The organism is Hydrogenophaga sp. ZJX-1, from assembly GCF_048590325.1.
GTDB lineage: Bacteria > Pseudomonadota > Gammaproteobacteria > Burkholderiales > Burkholderiaceae_C > Hydrogenophaga.
Map to the genome: position 1 here is coordinate 253,755 of NZ_JBMBRA010000002.1, position 15,431 is coordinate 269,185.

A 15,431-nucleotide genomic window follows, 5' to 3' on the forward strand; every position below is an offset into this window, starting at 1 on the left:
AAACCCTTATCACCCATCCCATGACACAGAACCCGCCCGAGATCCGCCCGTCCCGCATCGCCCACGCTGGCCTGCGCCAGAAAATCATGTCGGCCGAGGCCGCCGCCGCCCTCATCGAAAACGGTGACCACGTGGGCATGAGCGGCTTCACCGGCGCCGGCTACCCGAAAGCGATCCCGCTCGCCCTGGCCCGCCACATCCAGGCCCACCACGACGCCGGCAAGGAATTCCGCATCGGCGTCTGGACCGGCGCCTCGACCGCGCCCGAGCTCGATGGCGCCCTGGCCAAAGTCGGCGGCATGGACATGCGCCTGCCCTACCAGTCCGATCCGACCTGCCGCGCGCGCATCAACGACGGCGAGATGGCCTACATCGACATCCACCTCTCGCACGTGGCGCAGTACGTGTGGTTCGGTTTCCTCGGCAAGCTCAACGTGGCGGTGATCGAGGTCGCGGGCATCCTCGAAGACGGTCGCCTGATCCCGGCCACCTCGGTGGGCAACAACAAGACCTGGCTGGACCAGGCCGACAAGGTGATCCTGGAAGTCAACCACGGCCACAGCCTGGACCTGGAAGGCATGCACGACATCTACTACGGCACGGAGCGCCCGCCGCTCCGCAAGCCGATCCCCATGACGCACGCGGGCGACCGCATCGGCGAGCCTTACCTGCGTTGCGACCCGGCCAAGGTGATCGCCATCGTCGAGACCCAGCTGCCCGACCGCGACACGCGCTTCTCGGCACCCGACGAGCCGTCGAAACGCATCGCCGGCCACCTGATGGACTTCCTGCAGGACGAAGTGAAACAGGGCCGTCTGCCGCCCGAGCTGTTGCCACTGCAATCGGGCGTGGGCAATATCGCCAACGCCGTGATGGAAAGCCTGAACGAAGGCCCATTCAATGACCTGCAGGGCTACACCGAGGTGCTGCAGGACGGCATGCTGGCCATGCTCAAGTCGGGCAAGATGGCCATGGCCTCGTCCACCGCGCTCTCGTTATCGGCGCCGGTGATGGAAGAGTTCCTCGCCAACCTGGACTTCTACCGCGAGCGCATCGTGCTGCGGCCGCAGGAGATCAGCAACCACCCCGAGGTGATCCGCCGCCTGGGCATCATCGCCATGAACGGCATGATCGAGGCCGACCTCTACGGCAACGTGAACTCCACCCACGTGATGGGCACGCGCATCATGAACGGCATCGGCGGCTCGGGCGACTTTGCGCGCAACGCCTACCTCTCGGTGTTCATGACGCCGTCCACCGCCAAGGGCGGCAGCATCAGCTGCATCGTGCCCATGGTCAGCCACGTGGACCACACCGAACACGACGTGCAGATCATCGTGACCGAGCAGGGCCTGGCCGACCTGCGCGGTCTCTCGCCGCGCCAGCGTTCGCGCCGCATCATCGAACGCTGCGCCCACCCGGATTTCAGGCCGGCGCTGCTCGACTACGTGGAACGCAGCGAAACCAACGCCCGCGCGGGCCATGGCGGCATGCACACGCCGCACCTGCTGGACGAGGCGCTGTCGTGGCACAACCGGTATGAGCAGACGGGGAAGATGCTGGCAGTTTGAGGGTTGGCGGGGCCGTTCGCTCCGGTGGCTTGGCTGGCGTTGCCCTCACCCCTGCCCTCTCCCGGAGGGAGAGGGAGTGAAGACACGGCCGCCAGGTCGAGACCGGGAACGCCACGACATCCAAACCACGGCCAGAAAAACTCAGTCCGTCCCAGACTGCTGCAGCGCCCACATCCCGGCGTAGACGCCTCCGGCAGACACCAGCTGAGCGTGCGTCCCCCGCTCAACGATCTCCCCATTGACCAACACCAGGATCTCGTGGGCATCCACCACCGTCGACAACCGGTGCGCAATCACCAGTGAGGTCTTGTTCCGCGCCGCACTCTTCAGTTCCGCCTGGATCGCCCGCTCATTCGCCGAATCCAGCGCCGAAGTCGCCTCGTCAAAGATCACGATCGGCGGGTTCTTCAGCAGCGTGCGCGCAATCGCCACCCGCTGCTTCTCGCCACCCGACAGCTTCAGGCCGCGCTCGCCCACCGTGGTCGCGTAACCCAGCGGCAGCTTCTGGATGAAGCTGTGGATGTGCGCCGCCTGCGCCGCGGCCACCGCGGCCTCGTGACCCGCCTCGGGCCGGCCGTAGAGGATGTTGTATTCGATGGTGTCGTTGAACAGCACCGTGTCCTGCGGCACGATGCCGATGGCCTGGCGCACGCTGGACTGGGTGACCTCCCGGATGTCCTGGCCGTTGATGAGGATGCGGCCACCGCCATGGGGACCGGCCGGCTCGTGGTTGCTCACGTCGTAAAAGCGGTAGAGCAGGCGCGCCAGCGTGCTCTTGCCCGAACCCGAGGGCCCGACCACCGCCACCGTCTTGCCGGCCGGGATGTGAAAGCTGATGCCGTGCAGGATCTCGCGCGCCGGCTCGTAGGAGAAGCGCACGTTCTCGAATTGGACCGAAGGCGGACCGTCGAGCACCAAGTCCTGCGCACCCGGCTGATCGGCGATTTCGCGCTCTTTCTCCAGCAGCACGAACATCTTGTCCAGGTCGGTCAGGCTCTGCTTGATCTCGCGGTAGAGCACACCCAGAAAGCCCAGCGGGATGTAGAGCTGGATCATGAAGGCGTTGACCATCACCAGATCGCCCAGCGTCATGTGGCCCGCGGCCACGCCCTGCGTCGCGCGCCAGAGCATGAGCACCAGCGCGATCGCGATCACCAGCTGCTGCCCGGCGTTCAGCAGCGACAGCGTGGTCTGGCTCTTGATGCGGGCGCGGCGCAGCTTTTCCAGCGCTTCGTCGTAACGGCGCGCCTCGAAAGCCTCGTTGTTGAAGTACTTGACCGTTTCGTAGTTGAGCAGCGAGTCGATGGCGCGCGTCTGGCTGGTGGACTCCAGCTCGTTCATCTCGCGCCGGAACTTGGTGCGCCATTCGGTCACCGTCACGGTGAAGGTCACGTAGAGCACCAGCGCCACCAGCGTGATCCACACATAACCCATGTCGAACTTGGTTCCCAGCAGCGTGAGCACCATGATCACTTCGATCAGTGTCGGGAAGATGCTGTAGAGCGAATACGAAATGAGCGACTGCACACCGCGCGTACCGCGCTCGATGTCGCGCGTCATGCCGCCGGTCTGGCGCTCCAGGTGGAAGCGCAGGCTGAGCGCGTGCAGGTGGCCGAACACCTGCAGCGCGATGCTGCGCGTGGCGCCCTCGGTGGCCTTGGCAAACACCAGTTCACGCAGCTCGGTGAACACGGTCGTGGACAGGCGCAGCAGCCCGTAGGCCACGATCAGGCCCAGCGGCACCACCAGCAGCGCTTCGACGCTGCCGGGCTTGATCGTCATCGCGTCCACCAGCTCCTTGAGCAGCAGCGGCACGCCCACGTTGGCCATCTTGGCCCCTACCATGAACGCCAGCGCAAAGCCCACCCGCCACTTGTATTGCCACAGGTAGGGCAACAGTCGCGAGAGCGTGGCCCAGTCTGAGCGGCGCGGGGCTGCCGCTGCCCCGTTGGCGGGCGTCGCCGGCAGGGGCATGGAAACACGGGATGAGTGGGAGCGCATGCGGGACAATCGGGCAATCGTTGATTCAGAGATTGTGCCCATGTCCAACCAATCAAGCCCCCGCCCGGAAACCGACCTTCCCAAGGACCACCGCGAACTGGTGCTCAAGGTCATCCCCATGCCCGCCGACACCAACGGCAACGGCGACATATTTGGCGGCTGGGTCATGGCCCAGGTCGACCTGGCGGGCGCCGTGCTGCCGGCGCGCTATGTCCGCGGCCGCATGGCGACTGTCGCGGTGAACCAGTTCATCTTCAAGCAGCCGGTGCGAGTGGGCGACATCCTGAGCTTCTTCTCGCACGTCACGCGCGTGGGCAACACGTCGATCACGGTACAGGTCGAGGTGTTCGCCGAACGTTTCTCGGCCCAGGGCCAGTACGTGAAGGTGACCGAAGCCAGTCTGACCTACGTCGCGATCGACAGGGAAGGCAAACCCCGGCCGATTCCGAAGGACGGACTGAGCATCCCGGGTTTGGCGGGCTGATTCCGCTCAGCGAGTCCAGCGCGAACGCCAGGTCTCGTAGATGCGCCGGGCCAGCCTCTCGCTGCCCGCCTGGTGCCGGGCGGTTCCGACCGCAATGGCCTGGGGGTCCTGCACGGTGTCTGGGGACCTCTGCACCAGATCCGGGTAGGCGTCCCCGGGATACACCATCCAGTCGTTGATTTTCTGCGGCGTGATCTCGATGTGAAACTGCATCGCCAGGTGCTGTCGCAGGGCGAAGGCCTGGTGAGCGCAGGCGGATGAACTCGCGATCAGTTCGGCGTTGGGGGGCAACTGCACGAAGCTGTCGTGGTGCCACTGGTAGACCGTGGCCGCAGGCACCTCGCCCAGCCAGGCTCGCGCCGAAGCGCTGCGCCCGATGTGCAGCGGCAGCCAGCCGATTTCGGGCTGCAGCAAGGTTTCCACCCGCCCGCCGAAGGCGCGCGCCATGAGCTGGCCGCCCAGGCAATGACCGATGACGGGAATACCCAGCGCGTCGGCCTCGCGGATCAGGGCTTCGGCCTGGCGCAACGAGGGGCGGTCGTCGTTGGCGCTCCAGGCCCCGCCCAGCACCGCCAGACCTCTGAAGCCCTTCACCGACGCAGGGTAGGCGTCGCCGGCTTCGGTGCACAGCACCTGCCAGCGCAAACCCTGTTCGTCGAGCCACTGGCCCAGGTAGCCCGGGCCGTCTTCGTTCAGGTGTTGCAGCACCAGCACGTCGGCGTTGTGAATCAGAGATGGGTTCATGGCGCCCATGATGGGCTGGAGAGGGTTCGCGTGGGGGACCAATCGGGTGCGGCTGGCGGGAGCCGCCGAAGCGCCGGTACCGTCAGAACTTGCCGTGGCGTCCCTGCCCTTGCGCAAAGCGCGTGGCGCCCTCCAGCGCATCGGGGATGCGCGCCTTGCCGCGTTGCCATTCCTGCTGCAGGGCCTCGCCCAGCGGCAGATCCCACTGGACGTAGGCGCTCTCGCGGTCGGCGCGCATCGTGGCCTGCGGGAAGGCGGCGAGCTGTTGTGCGAGGGTGATGGCCGCTTCGCGCGCCTGGCCGGTGGGCACCACGCGGTTCGCCAGGCCCATCTGCAGCGCTTCAGCGGCTTCCACCTTGCGGCCCGTGAGGATCAGGTCCATCGCGTGGCCCATGCCGATCAGGCGCGGCAGGCGCACGGTGCCGCCGTCGATCAGCGGCACGCCGAAGCGCCGGCAATAGACGCCGAAGTAGGCATCGGCTTCCATCACACGCAGGTCGCACCAGAGCGCGAGTTCCATGCCGCCGGCCACCGCCGCGCCGCTGACCGCGGCGATCACCGGCTTGGTCAGGCGCAGGCGCGACGGGCCCATGGGGCCGAGGGCGCGCGGGTCTTGCGCATCGAAGTCGAGCTGGTCCAGGCCACCGGACGCCCCCGACGCAGCCAGGCGCGCGCCGTGCTGCAGATCCCAGCCGGCACAGAAGTGGCCGTTGGCGCCGTGGAACACCGCGACCTTCGCGGCCGGGTCGTCTTCGAAGGCCAGAAAGGCGGCGTGCAGGGCCTGTGCGGTGGGGCTGTCCACGGCGTTGCGGACCTCGGGGCGGTTCAGGGTGACGATCCAGATCTCGCCCTGTTGTTCGGTGGTGACGGGGGATGGGTTCATTTCATGACCTCCAGCGGGCTGGCGGGAGGGACATCGCCCCGCCAGCCCACGCGCGGCGCGCTCAGCGTTTCGGCCAGTTCTGTTTCCGTCACCGCTATCTCCAGCCGCAGCAACGCGCCCGCCATCGCCTTGCCCAGGTTGTCCAGCCGCAGGTTGCGCGCGCCGCCACCCTGCAGCGCACCGCGCAACACGAACTTCAGCGCCAGAATGTTGGGCAGCGCCCAGGCGTCCACCTCGCCCGGAAGCCAGGGCGCGAAATGCGCGCGAACGCGCTCGGCTGAAACCTCGCGTTCCAGCAGCCGGTAACCCGCCAGGTTCCAGGCGAAGAGACCGAAGTCCACCCAGTCGGCCTTGTCGCCGCTGCGCGCGTGGGCGATGTGGGCCAGGGGAATGCACACGGTGCTCATGGCGTTCCCTCCAGCCGTTCGACCCGCACACCCGGCTCCACCAGCGCGCGCGGAATCAGCGTGGGCCAGATGTCCAGCAGTTCGCTGGTGTTGTGCAGGCCGTTGAAGCCGCAGGTGTAGGCCGGACCGCTCAAGGCCAGCCAGGGGAACAGGCGGCCGAAACCGTCGGCGGCGGCCTTCGACGGGGTGCGCAGCACCAGCCGCGCCCAGGCAGGCGTTGCCGAACACCAGCCGCTCGCGCACCTGCGAAACCGCCTCACCAGTGAACAAATGGGCCAGTTCATCGGCCGTCGCCGAAGCGTCCTGCAGGCGCGGCAACACGTCGTCACCCGTCACCACCGCGATGCGCGCGGGCCAGCTCTTGGCCGTGAACGCGGCCAGCGACGGGTCGCGCCGGCGGTCCTTCTGCAGGATGGCGAGCGTGAGCTCGGCCAGGTGGTCGCTGGCGATGAACTGCACGCCGCCACGCTCGATGCTCGCGACCACCGGTTCCCAGTTGTCGCCGTAAAAGCCAAGGCCGGCGCCGATGCAGATGGACTTCATGAAGGTCGGAAAGTGAACGGGTTCCACAGGATACGTCGCCCCCATCATTCTGCAAAGCAAACGCTCTGTAAAAACAAATGCTGCACCGCAAGGCAAGGCGCCTGCGCGACTTTGGATCGGGTCAACCCCTAGCGCCGGTCACAACCCTGGCAGCTATAAACACCCCACACCGTCGGGTTGACGCGTCTCACGGCCTGCAGCAGCAGCCGGGAGGACAAGGACATCCGACTCACAGGAGAACCGCGTGCAACTGCTGCAACTGCTCATCAGCGGTGTGGCCCAGGGCTGTATCTACGGACTCATTGCCCTTGGTTTCGTGCTGATCTACAAGGCCACCGAAACGGTGAGCTTTGCCCAGGGCGACCTCATGATGGTTGGCGCGTTCGGCGGTCTGGCCGCCATGACGATGCTCGGCTTCCCGTTCTGGCTGTCGGTGCCCGCGGCTGTTGTTGCCATGGGGTTGTTTGGTGTGGTGCTGGAGCGCCTGGTGATCCGCCCCATCCTGGGCCAGCCGGCTTTCTCTATCGTGATGCTGACCATCGGTGTTGGCTACGTGCTGCGCGGCCTGATCACCATGATCCCCAACATCGGCACAGACACCCACACCCTGCCGGTGCCCTACGCCGGCGGGGTGCTGCGGCTGGGCGCGCTGGTGGTGTCGGCCGAGCAGATCGTGGTGATCGGGATCACCGGCGTGTTGTGTGCCGGGCTGTTCGCGATGTTCCGCTATTCGAAGCTGGGCGTGGCCATGCAGGCGTCGTCGCAGAACCAGCTCGCGGCCTACTACATGGGCATCCCGGTCAAGCGGCTCAACGGCCTGGTGTGGGGACTGGCAGCGGGCGTGGCGGCGTTTGCCGGCCTGCTGCTCGCGCCCATCACCTTCGTGCACGCCAACATGGGTTTCATCGGCCTGAAGGCCTTCCCCGCTGCGGTGGTGGGCGGCTTCGGCAGCCTGCCTGGCGCCATCGTCGGCGGCCTGGTGATCGGCATCGTGGAAGCGCTCTCGGGCTTCTACCTGCCCGAAGGTTTCAAGGACATCGCGCCCTACATCGTGGTGCTGCTGATGCTGGTGCTGAAACCGAACGGCCTGTTCGGAGAGACCCTCAGGAAAAAGGTCTGAACAGATGCGCTTCATTTTCAAGACCGACTACGACCAGGACATCAAGCTCGCCAAGCACGGCGGCCATGTGTTCTGGTACGGCCTGCTGGGCCTGTTCCTGCTGGTGGCGCCCTGGGTGATCGAAGAGTACTGGCTGGCGCAACTCACCTTTGTGCTGATCTACGCCGTGGTGGGCCTGGGGCTGATGCTGCTGTCGGGCTTCACCGGCCTGTTTTCGCTCGGTCACGCGGCCTTTCTGGGCGTTGGCGCCTACACCGAGACGGTGATGGTCAACGCCGGTGTGCCGTTCCCGATCGCGATGGCCTGCGCCGGCCTGCTGGCCGCGGCGGTGGGCATGGTGGTGGGCCTGCCGGCGCTGCGCGTCAAGGGCATCTACCTCGGCATGGCCACGCTGGCCTTCGGATTCATCGTCGAAGAAGGCATGGCGCGTTGGGAAAGCGTGACCGGTGGCAACTCGGGCCTGTCGGTGATGCCGCCTTCGATGTTCGGCTGGGAGCTGGAGTCCACCAACGAGTTCTACTTTCTCTGCCTCGTGGTCACGGTGCTCGCCACACTGGCCATCGTCAACCTGATGCGCTCCAGCACCGGCCGGGCGTTCGTCGCCATCCGCGATTCGGAGATTTCGGCGCAGAGCATGGGCATCCACCTGGCGCGCTACAAGACGCTGTCGTTCGCGCTGTCGGCCGCCCTGGCCGGCATCGGCGGCGCGCTCTACGCGCACAAGATCCAGTTCCTCTCGCCCGAGCAGTTCAGCATCATCCAGTCGATCGACCTGCTGCTCATGGTGGTGATCGGCGGGCTGGGCTCGATCCACGGCGCCTTCCTCGGCGCGATCTTCCTGATCGTCATGCCGCAGCTCATCGCGCTGGGCAAGGACTACCTGCCCGACGCCATCGGCCAGGCCGCCGGCCTGCAGGGCACCGTGTATGGCCTGGTGCTGATCGCCTTCGTGCTGTTCGAACCCATGGGCCTGTACGGCCGTTGGCTCAAGGTGCGCGCCTACATCCAGCTGTTCCCGTTCTACCGGCGCGGCATGTTCAAGCGCCAGAAGACTTTCCAGAAATCGGACAGACTGAAATGACCGACGACATCCTCCTGTCTGCCCAAAATCTGAGCGTGCGCTTTGGTGGCGTGCTGGCGGTGAACAACGTGAGCTTCGACGTGAAGCGCGGCGAGGTGTTCACGCTGATCGGCCCCAACGGCGCGGGCAAGACGACGGTGTTCAACCTGATCAGCCGCATCTACACGCCCACCACCGGCACCATCGACTACGCCGGGCCGGACGGCATGCTCAAGCTCACCGAGCAGCCCCCGCACCGCATCGCGCGCCTGGGCATCGCCCGCACCTTCCAGAACATCGAGCTGTTTGAACACGCCACCGTGTTGCAGAACCTGCTGATCGGCCGCCACACCCACCGCCGCACCGGCCTGTGGAGCGAGCTGCTGTTCACCGGCAAGACGCGCGCCGCCGAGATCGAGGCGCGCGCCAAGGTCGAGCAGGTGATCGACTTCCTGGACCTGCAGCACCACCGCGAATCGCTGGTGGCCGGACTGCCGTACGGCGTTCGCAAGGTGGTCGAGCTGGCGCGCGCGCTGTGCACCGAACCCAAGCTGCTGCTGCTCGACGAGCCGTCTTCCGGCCTGAACGTGGAGGAGACCGAAGACATGGCGTTCTGGATCGCCGACATCAAGAACGATCTGGGCATCACGGTGCTGATGGTCGAACACGACATGTCGCTGGTGTCCAAAGTGTCCGACCGCGTGCTCGCCATGAGCATGGGCGAAGAACTCGCCACCGGCACACCGGCCGAGGTGCAGAACCACCCGGGCGTGATCGAGGCCTACCTTGGCACGGTGGACGACGTGTCCAGCCTGCGCCGCGAGAACCAGCCGGGAGCGACGGCATGACCGCGCCGATCACCGACAACGCGGTGCTCAAGCTGCTCAACGTCGAGAGCGCCTACGGCCCGATCAAGGCGATCCGCGGCGTGAGCCTGCAGGTGCGCCGCAGCGAGATCGCCACCGTGCTGGGCAGCAACGGCGCCGGCAAGACCACCATCCTCAAGACCATCAGCGGCATCATCGATCCGCGCAAGGGCAGCATCGAGTTCAAGGGCGAGAACATCACCGCGCAGGACCCGGCCGACATCGTGCAGCAGGGCCTGAGCCATGTGCCCGAGGGGCGCGAGGTGTTCCCGCTGCTCTCGGTGCGCGACAACCTGCTCATGGGTGCCTACACCCGCAAGGACCGCGACGGCGTGGCGCGCGACATGGAGGCGGTGTTCACCTACTTCCCCATCCTGCGCGAACGTGCCGCGCAGGACGCCGGCCTGCTCTCGGGCGGCCAGCAGCAGATGCTGGCGATCAGCCGCGCGCTGATGGCCAACCCCGACCTGATCCTGCTTGACGAACCCAGCCTCGGCCTGAGTCCGAAGCTGACGAAAGAGATCTTCGAGATCGTCGTGCGCATCAACCGCGAGCGCGGCACCACCATCCTGCTGGTGGAGCAGAACGCCAACATGGCACTCAATGCTTCGGACTACGGCTACGTGCTGGAGAACGGCCGCATCGTGATGGAAGACACCTGCGCCCGGCTGCGCGAGAAGGACGACATCAAGGAGTTCTACCTCGGCATGAAGGAAGAAGGCGTGCGCGCCGACCGGCGCTGGAAAAAGAAGAAGAACTGGAGATGACGAGATGAGCTATCTCTGGGACTTGTCTCACATCCACCCGCAGACCGAAATCGTTCTGCCGGGTGACACCATTCCCGCGCTGTTCTGGAACGCGGTGCAGAGGCGCGGCCCCAACGTCTGGATGCGGCAGAAAGAGTTCGGCATCTGGCGCAGCTGGTCCTGGGACCAGACCGCCGAAGCGGTGCGCGAGATCGCCCACGGTCTGATGGCGCTGGGTTTTGCCGCGCGCGAGACCGCGTCCATCCTCTCCAACACCACGGTCGAATGGGTGCTGGCCGATCTGGCGGTGCTGAGCGCCGGCGGCGTGTCCAACGGCATCTACCCCACCGACGCGGCCGATCAGGTGCAGTTCCTCTGCGAAGACTCCGGCACCACCGTGCTGTTCGTGGAAGACGACGAACAGCTCGACAAGGTGCTGGAGGTGCGCCAGCACCTGCCGCGGCTGAAGAAGATCGTGGTCTTTGACATGGAGGGTCTGCACGAGCTGGACGATCCGCAGGTCATCAGCCTGGACGCCCTGCGCGAGCTCGGCCGCACCCACGCGAAGACCCACGCGGGCGAAATGGAGACCCGGGTGGCCGCCTGCCGGCCCGAAGACCTGGCCATCCTGGTCTACACCTCGGGCACCACCGGCAAACCCAAGGGCGCGATGCACAGCCACCAGGGCTTGGTCTACACCGTGCACGGCTACAACACGTTGATCGCGCGCGACGAACACGACGAGTGCATGTGTTTCCTGCCGCTGTGCCACATCGCCGAGCGCATGGGCGGCGAGTATTTCTCGCTCTACACCGGCGCCAAGCTCAACTTCGTGGAGAACCCCGAGACCGTGCCCGAGAACGTGCGCGAGATCGCGCCCACGGTCTTCACCGCGGTACCGCGCGTGTGGGAGAAGTTCTATTCGGGCGTGATGATCACGCTCAAGGAAGCCAGCCGTCTGCAACAGGCCGCCTACGCCTGGGCCATCGGAATCGGCCAGCGCGTGGCCGAGCTGGTGATGACGGGGCAGCCGGTGCCCGGCAGCCTGCGCGTTCAGTTCCGGCTGGCGCGCCTGCTGGTGCTGGACAACGTGCGCAAGCTCATCGGCATCCACCGCGCGCGCTTCCTCGTCACCGGCGCCGCGCCCATCTCGCCCGACCTGGTGCGCTGGTACCTGGCGCTGGGCGTGCCCATGCTGGAGGTCTGGGGCATGACCGAGACCTGCGGCGCCTCCACCGGCATCCCGGCGGACCGCATCAAGCCCGGCTCGATCGGCCCGGCGGCCAGCTACAACGAGGTGCGGCTGGACCCGCAGACCAGCGAGATCCTGGTGCGTGGCCCCAACGTGTTCATGGGCTATCTGAACCTGCCCGAGAAAACCGCCGAGACGATTGACGCCGATGGCTGGCTGCACACGGGCGACGTGGGCGTGGTCGATGAGGAAGGGTTTTTCCGCATCACCGACCGCATGAAAGACATCATCATCACCGCAGGGGGCAAGAACATCACGCCCAGCGAGCTGGAGAACGAACTGAAGTTCTCGCCCTACGTGACCGATGCGGTGGTGATCGGCGACAAACGGGCCTACCTCACCGTGATCATCATGATCGACCAGGAGAACGTGGAAAAGTATGCGCAAGACAACGACGTGCCGTTTTCCAACTACGCCAGCCTCACCCGCGCGCCCGAGGTGCAGGCGCTGATCCAGGCTGAGATCGACCGCGTCAACAAGAAGTTTGCCCGTGTCGAACAGATCAAGAAGTTCTTCCTGCTCGACACCCAGCTCAGCGCCGAAGACGAAGAACTGACCCCGACCATGAAGCTCAAACGCAAGCTGGTGCAGCAGAAATACGCCGAGCAGATCGACGCCATGTACCGCTGACCCCGAGCCACCGACCCCTCACCACAACCACGACCGCCCCAAGGAGACAAGCCCCATGAAAACCCGACTTCCCCTGCTGGGCACCGCCCTGGTGCTGGCCTCCAGCGCCGTGTTCGCCCAGTCACAAGGCGTGAGCAAGGACGAGATCGTCATCGGCTCGATCCAGGACCTCTCCGGCCCCATTGCCGGCTTTGGCAAGCAGGTGCGCCTGGGCATGATGCTGCGTGTGGACGAGGTCAACGAGCAAGGCGGCGTCAACGGGCGCAAGGTCAAGCTGCTGGTGGAAGACTCCGCCTACGACCCGCGCCGCGCCGTGCTGGCCGCGCAGAAGCTGGTGAACCAGGACAAGATCTTCGCCATGGTCGGCCACATCGGCACCGCGCAGAACATGGCAGCCATGCCGGTGCAGTTCCAGAAGAACGTGATCAACTTCTTCCCCGTGACCGCCGCGCGCGAGATGTACGAACCCTTCCACAAGCTCAAGTACAGCTTCGCCGCCCCCTACTTCGACCAGATGAAGATCGCCGTGCCCAAGCTGGCGAAAGACAAGGGCGCCAAGAAGGTCTGCACCATGTACCAGGACGACGAGTTCGGCCTGGAAGTCAAACGCGGCGCCGAAGAAGGCCTGAAGTCCATCGGCATGACGATGGCCGTGGAAACCTCGTACAAACGCGGCGCCACCGACTTCTCCTCGCAGATGCAGAAGCTGGCCTCCGAGCAGTGCGACATGGTCGTGCTCGGCACCATCATCCGCGAGACGATTGGCGGCATCGCCACCGCCAAGCGCCTGGGCTTCAACCCCACCTTCATCGGCTCCAGCGCGGCCTACACCGACCTGATCCACAAGCTCGGCGGCCCCGCCATGAACGGCCTCTACGCCACCATGACGGTGCAGAACCCCTACACCGACGAGGCCTCGCAGCCGATCCGCTTCTGGGCCAACAAGTACAAGACCAAGTTCAACGAAGACCCCACCGTGTTCTCCGTCTATGGCTACAACCTGGTGGACACCTTCCTGAAAGCCGCCGGCAAGGCAGGCCCCAACCTCACCACCGAGAGCTTCATCAAGGCCATGGACACCATGAAGATCCCGCCCGACATTTTCGGCAGCGCCGAGATGACCTTCAGCCCCACCAAGCGCCTGGGCAGCAACGCCACGCGCCTGTCGCAACTGCAGGAGAACCGCTGGAAAGTGGTCTCCGACTACATGCAGATCTCGCAGTAAACCGCTCAACGGATCCCACGCCGCCTGCTTGCCAGGCCATGCGTGACAGCCGCCACGCCCCGTGCGTGAGCGGCTTTTTTTCTGCCACCGCACCACTCCGTCCATGTCCATCAACGCGACCACCGCCGGACTGCTGGCCGATGCCCTGCTCACGCTGCACGTGGGCGTGGTGGTGTTCGTGGTCGGTTTGTTGCCATTGGTGCTCATCGGTGGCGCGCTGGGCTGGCGCTGGGTGCACCACCGCGGCCTGCGTTTCACGCACCTGGGGCTGATCCTGTACATCGCCGCCCAGACCTGGCTCGGCCAGCTCTGCCCGCTGACCCTGTGGGAGCAGGACCTGCGGCGCCTGGCCGGACAAGGCGGCTACCGCGAAGGCTTCATCGAACACTGGCTCTCGCGCCTGCTGTACTGGGAGGCGCCCTGGTGGGTGTTTGAGGCAGCCTATAGCTCATTCGCTGTGCTGGTGGCGGTGGCTTGGTGGTGGGTGCGACCGGAGAGAAGAAGGGCGCGCTGAGGGTGCTCTGGGCGGATGCGTGCTGCCGGCCATGAACGGCCGGTGGGCCAAGGTCAAACCAGTCACTCAATGTATCAAAGTGGTGGAGCGAAAACCCGCAAAGGAGGGGGCTACTTTCTGGGGTTGCTCCAACTACCCCCGCTGCAAGTCGCGTATCTACAAGACCTCTCTGGCATAGCAGGATCTGAATAGATTGGGGCCGACGCCTATTGCTTGAGTACGTCTGGAGTCGGGTCTTGTGTTTTGCCCTTGATCCATCTCCAAGGCAAGAGACAAGACAAGATCGGGCCCCGAAAACACGCAGGGCGAGCAGAAGCAATGGCCTGATATGGGCCGAGCCGGGCACGCCGCTGGTCCGTTCAACGAGCCGGCAAGGTTTGCAAAAAGCTCAGCAAATTCAGCTGCTCCGACCAACTGAGGCTCTCGCGGTACGCCGGCATGGCGCGTCCCTCGATCATGTGAAGCCCCATCCGCGATCTGCCGGAGGCATCCGGGTCGTTGTATCGGGCCTGCATGCGGGCATCGTCCATCACCGCATTGGGGTGCCCGTTGCGAATTTTGTGCAGCATCTCCCAAGGGTTGTCTGCGGCCAGGGTGCCCATGTACTCGGGCTCGGCCGCGTTGCCGGAGAAGTTCATCGCCCGGCCTTTGGCGCCGTGGCATGCGATGCACTGGCGCTCAAAGATGCGCTGCCCAAGTGCCACATTGCCGCGGACCTTTTTGGTCTTCGAGTCGATGGCCGCTCCAGCGTCAACCTGGCCTTTGCTGACGAATTTGCTGATGGCTTTCAGCGCCTCGTCGTTCAACACTTTTCCGTACTGGTGCGTTTCGTCCTTGAGAATGACCAGGATGTCGGCCTCGGCACGGCCTGCGTAGCCTGCGATGCCAGCAATGCCAGTGAAGTGCGAGCCCTTGCTGTAGGCGCCGTCTTTGCCGCGGTAGTCCCATCCATGGCATTCCTTGCAGCGCGCTGTGGTCGCGCCCGCTTGCTTTCCGACTGTCGACGGATAGCTGGGATGGGTCGTGTTGGGTTCGGCAAGGCCGCAGGTGGCCCACCACTTGTCGTAAAGACGCCCGCCCAGGGCCACCACATCAAGAGCGTCGCCTCGACTCCTCGATCCTGCCTCTTCACACGATTGGGCATTCGCGCCAACTGGGGCCGCCAGCGCTGTGAGCGCCACCATCCATGTCAAAACGCGCATCAGACTCTCCTGTTCGTGACAGCTATGAAGCACTCTGGCTTCAACCAAGCGAAAGCACACCCTGCATTCACTTTATCCCTCTAGGCATGCATATTCAAGTTCGCTGTCCACCAGCCTTCTGCTCCGATCCGCAGCGAGGGCGATGCAGCGCTGACGGCGACACCTGCAGCGCTCTAGTGTCGA

Annotated in this window: 14 protein-coding genes; 9 read left to right on the plus strand and 5 right to left on the minus strand. The window is 65.3% G+C overall.

Annotation, left to right across the window (positions count from 1 at the left end):
* The first annotated feature begins 20 nt into the window (after positions 1–20).
* The gene (locus tag ACN5W5_RS05940; RefSeq protein WP_420047639.1) at positions 21–1,571 is read left to right on the plus strand and encodes an acetyl-CoA hydrolase/transferase family protein; all 1,551 of its coding nucleotides are present in this window, start codon (positions 21–23) and stop codon (positions 1,569–1,571) included.
* A 141-nt stretch (positions 1,572–1,712) separates the two neighbouring features.
* Here ACN5W5_RS05940 and ACN5W5_RS05945 read toward each other — a convergent pair whose 3' ends face one another.
* The gene (locus tag ACN5W5_RS05945; protein ID WP_420047640.1) at positions 1,713–3,545 is read right to left on the minus strand and encodes an ABCB family ABC transporter ATP-binding protein/permease; all 1,833 of its coding nucleotides are present in this window, start codon (positions 3,543–3,545) and stop codon (positions 1,713–1,715) included.
* A 67-nt stretch (positions 3,546–3,612) separates the two neighbouring features.
* Between ACN5W5_RS05945 and ACN5W5_RS05950 the strand changes: the two genes are divergently transcribed.
* Complete coding sequence (locus tag ACN5W5_RS05950; RefSeq protein WP_420047641.1) at positions 3,613–4,056, plus strand: acyl-CoA thioesterase; 444 nt, start codon at positions 3,613–3,615, stop codon at positions 4,054–4,056.
* Between the two features lie 6 nt (positions 4,057–4,062).
* On the opposite strand, the gene ACN5W5_RS05955 is transcribed toward ACN5W5_RS05950, so the two are convergent.
* The 3 genes from ACN5W5_RS05955 to ACN5W5_RS05965 all read right to left on the minus strand — a co-directional run bounded on the left by ACN5W5_RS05955 (position 4,063) and on the right by ACN5W5_RS05965 (position 6,633).
* Positions 4,063–4,800 (minus strand): type 1 glutamine amidotransferase, encoded by a 738-nt coding sequence (locus tag ACN5W5_RS05955; protein ID WP_420047642.1) that lies wholly within the window; start codon positions 4,798–4,800, stop codon positions 4,063–4,065.
* An 82-nt stretch (positions 4,801–4,882) separates the two neighbouring features.
* On the minus strand, positions 4,883–5,683 hold the full coding sequence (locus ACN5W5_RS05960; RefSeq protein WP_420047643.1) for a crotonase/enoyl-CoA hydratase family protein: 801 nt from the start codon (positions 5,681–5,683) through the stop codon (positions 4,883–4,885).
* Positions 5,680–6,633 (minus strand): AtuA-related protein, encoded by a 954-nt coding sequence (locus ACN5W5_RS05965; RefSeq protein WP_420047644.1) that lies wholly within the window; start codon positions 6,631–6,633, stop codon positions 5,680–5,682. The genes ACN5W5_RS05960 and ACN5W5_RS05965 overlap by 4 nt, the downstream gene beginning before the upstream one ends.
* A gap of 244 nt (positions 6,634–6,877) precedes the next feature.
* Between ACN5W5_RS05965 and ACN5W5_RS05970 the strand changes: the two genes are divergently transcribed.
* The 7 genes from ACN5W5_RS05970 (at position 6,878) to ACN5W5_RS06000 (ending at position 14,046) form a co-directional block, all read left to right on the plus strand.
* Entirely contained in the window at positions 6,878–7,753 is an 876-nt protein-coding gene (locus tag ACN5W5_RS05970) for a branched-chain amino acid ABC transporter permease (RefSeq protein ID WP_420047645.1), read from the plus strand.
* 4 nt (positions 7,754–7,757) lie between these two features.
* Entirely contained in the window at positions 7,758–8,834 is a 1,077-nt protein-coding gene (locus tag ACN5W5_RS05975; protein ID WP_420047646.1) for a branched-chain amino acid ABC transporter permease, read from the plus strand.
* Entirely contained in the window at positions 8,831–9,661 is an 831-nt protein-coding gene (locus tag ACN5W5_RS05980) for an ABC transporter ATP-binding protein (RefSeq protein WP_420047647.1), read from the plus strand. Before ACN5W5_RS05975 ends, ACN5W5_RS05980 begins: the two co-directional genes overlap by 4 nt.
* The gene (locus ACN5W5_RS05985) at positions 9,658–10,446 is read left to right on the plus strand and encodes an ABC transporter ATP-binding protein (RefSeq protein WP_420047648.1); all 789 of its coding nucleotides are present in this window, start codon (positions 9,658–9,660) and stop codon (positions 10,444–10,446) included. The genes ACN5W5_RS05980 and ACN5W5_RS05985 overlap by 4 nt, the downstream gene beginning before the upstream one ends.
* A 4-nt stretch (positions 10,447–10,450) precedes the next feature.
* Entirely contained in the window at positions 10,451–12,307 is a 1,857-nt protein-coding gene (locus ACN5W5_RS05990) for an AMP-dependent synthetase/ligase (RefSeq protein ID WP_420047649.1), read from the plus strand.
* A gap of 55 nt (positions 12,308–12,362) precedes the next feature.
* A complete protein-coding gene (locus ACN5W5_RS05995) occupies positions 12,363–13,532 on the plus strand; it encodes an ABC transporter substrate-binding protein (protein WP_420047650.1) in 1,170 nt (389 codons plus the stop codon).
* 103 nt (positions 13,533–13,635) lie between these two features.
* Entirely contained in the window at positions 13,636–14,046 is a 411-nt protein-coding gene (locus tag ACN5W5_RS06000) for a DUF2784 domain-containing protein (RefSeq protein ID WP_420047651.1), read from the plus strand.
* A 359-nt stretch (positions 14,047–14,405) separates the two neighbouring features.
* On the opposite strand, the gene ACN5W5_RS06005 is transcribed toward ACN5W5_RS06000, so the two are convergent.
* Positions 14,406–15,248 carry a c-type cytochrome gene (locus ACN5W5_RS06005; protein WP_420047652.1) on the minus strand — a complete coding sequence of 281 codons (843 nt, stop codon included), beginning with the start codon at positions 15,246–15,248 and terminating at the stop codon, positions 14,406–14,408.
* Between the last annotated feature and the right edge of the window lie 183 nt (positions 15,249–15,431).

Coding starts and splice junctions, on each gene's coding strand:
- ACN5W5_RS05940 (WP_420047639.1), top strand. CDS start 21: ATGACACAGAACCCGCCCGAGATCCGCCCGTCCCGCATCGCCCACGCT.
- ACN5W5_RS05945 (WP_420047640.1), bottom strand. CDS start 3,545: ATGCCCCTGCCGGCGACGCCCGCCAACGGGGCAGCGGCAGCCCCGCGC.
- ACN5W5_RS05950 (WP_420047641.1), top strand. CDS start 3,613: ATGTCCAACCAATCAAGCCCCCGCCCGGAAACCGACCTTCCCAAGGAC.
- ACN5W5_RS05955 (WP_420047642.1), bottom strand. CDS start 4,800: ATGAACCCATCTCTGATTCACAACGCCGACGTGCTGGTGCTGCAACAC.
- ACN5W5_RS05960 (WP_420047643.1), bottom strand. CDS start 5,683: ATGAACCCATCCCCCGTCACCACCGAACAACAGGGCGAGATCTGGATC.
- ACN5W5_RS05965 (WP_420047644.1), bottom strand. CDS start 6,633: ATGAAGTCCATCTGCATCGGCGCCGGCCTTGGCTTTTACGGCGACAAC.
- ACN5W5_RS05975 (WP_420047646.1), top strand. CDS start 7,758: ATGCGCTTCATTTTCAAGACCGACTACGACCAGGACATCAAGCTCGCC.
- ACN5W5_RS05980 (WP_420047647.1), top strand. CDS start 8,831: ATGACCGACGACATCCTCCTGTCTGCCCAAAATCTGAGCGTGCGCTTT.
- ACN5W5_RS05985 (WP_420047648.1), top strand. CDS start 9,658: ATGACCGCGCCGATCACCGACAACGCGGTGCTCAAGCTGCTCAACGTC.
- ACN5W5_RS05990 (WP_420047649.1), top strand. CDS start 10,451: ATGAGCTATCTCTGGGACTTGTCTCACATCCACCCGCAGACCGAAATC.
- ACN5W5_RS05995 (WP_420047650.1), top strand. CDS start 12,363: ATGAAAACCCGACTTCCCCTGCTGGGCACCGCCCTGGTGCTGGCCTCC.
- ACN5W5_RS06000 (WP_420047651.1), top strand. CDS start 13,636: ATGTCCATCAACGCGACCACCGCCGGACTGCTGGCCGATGCCCTGCTC.
- ACN5W5_RS06005 (WP_420047652.1), bottom strand. CDS start 15,248: ATGCGCGTTTTGACATGGATGGTGGCGCTCACAGCGCTGGCGGCCCCA.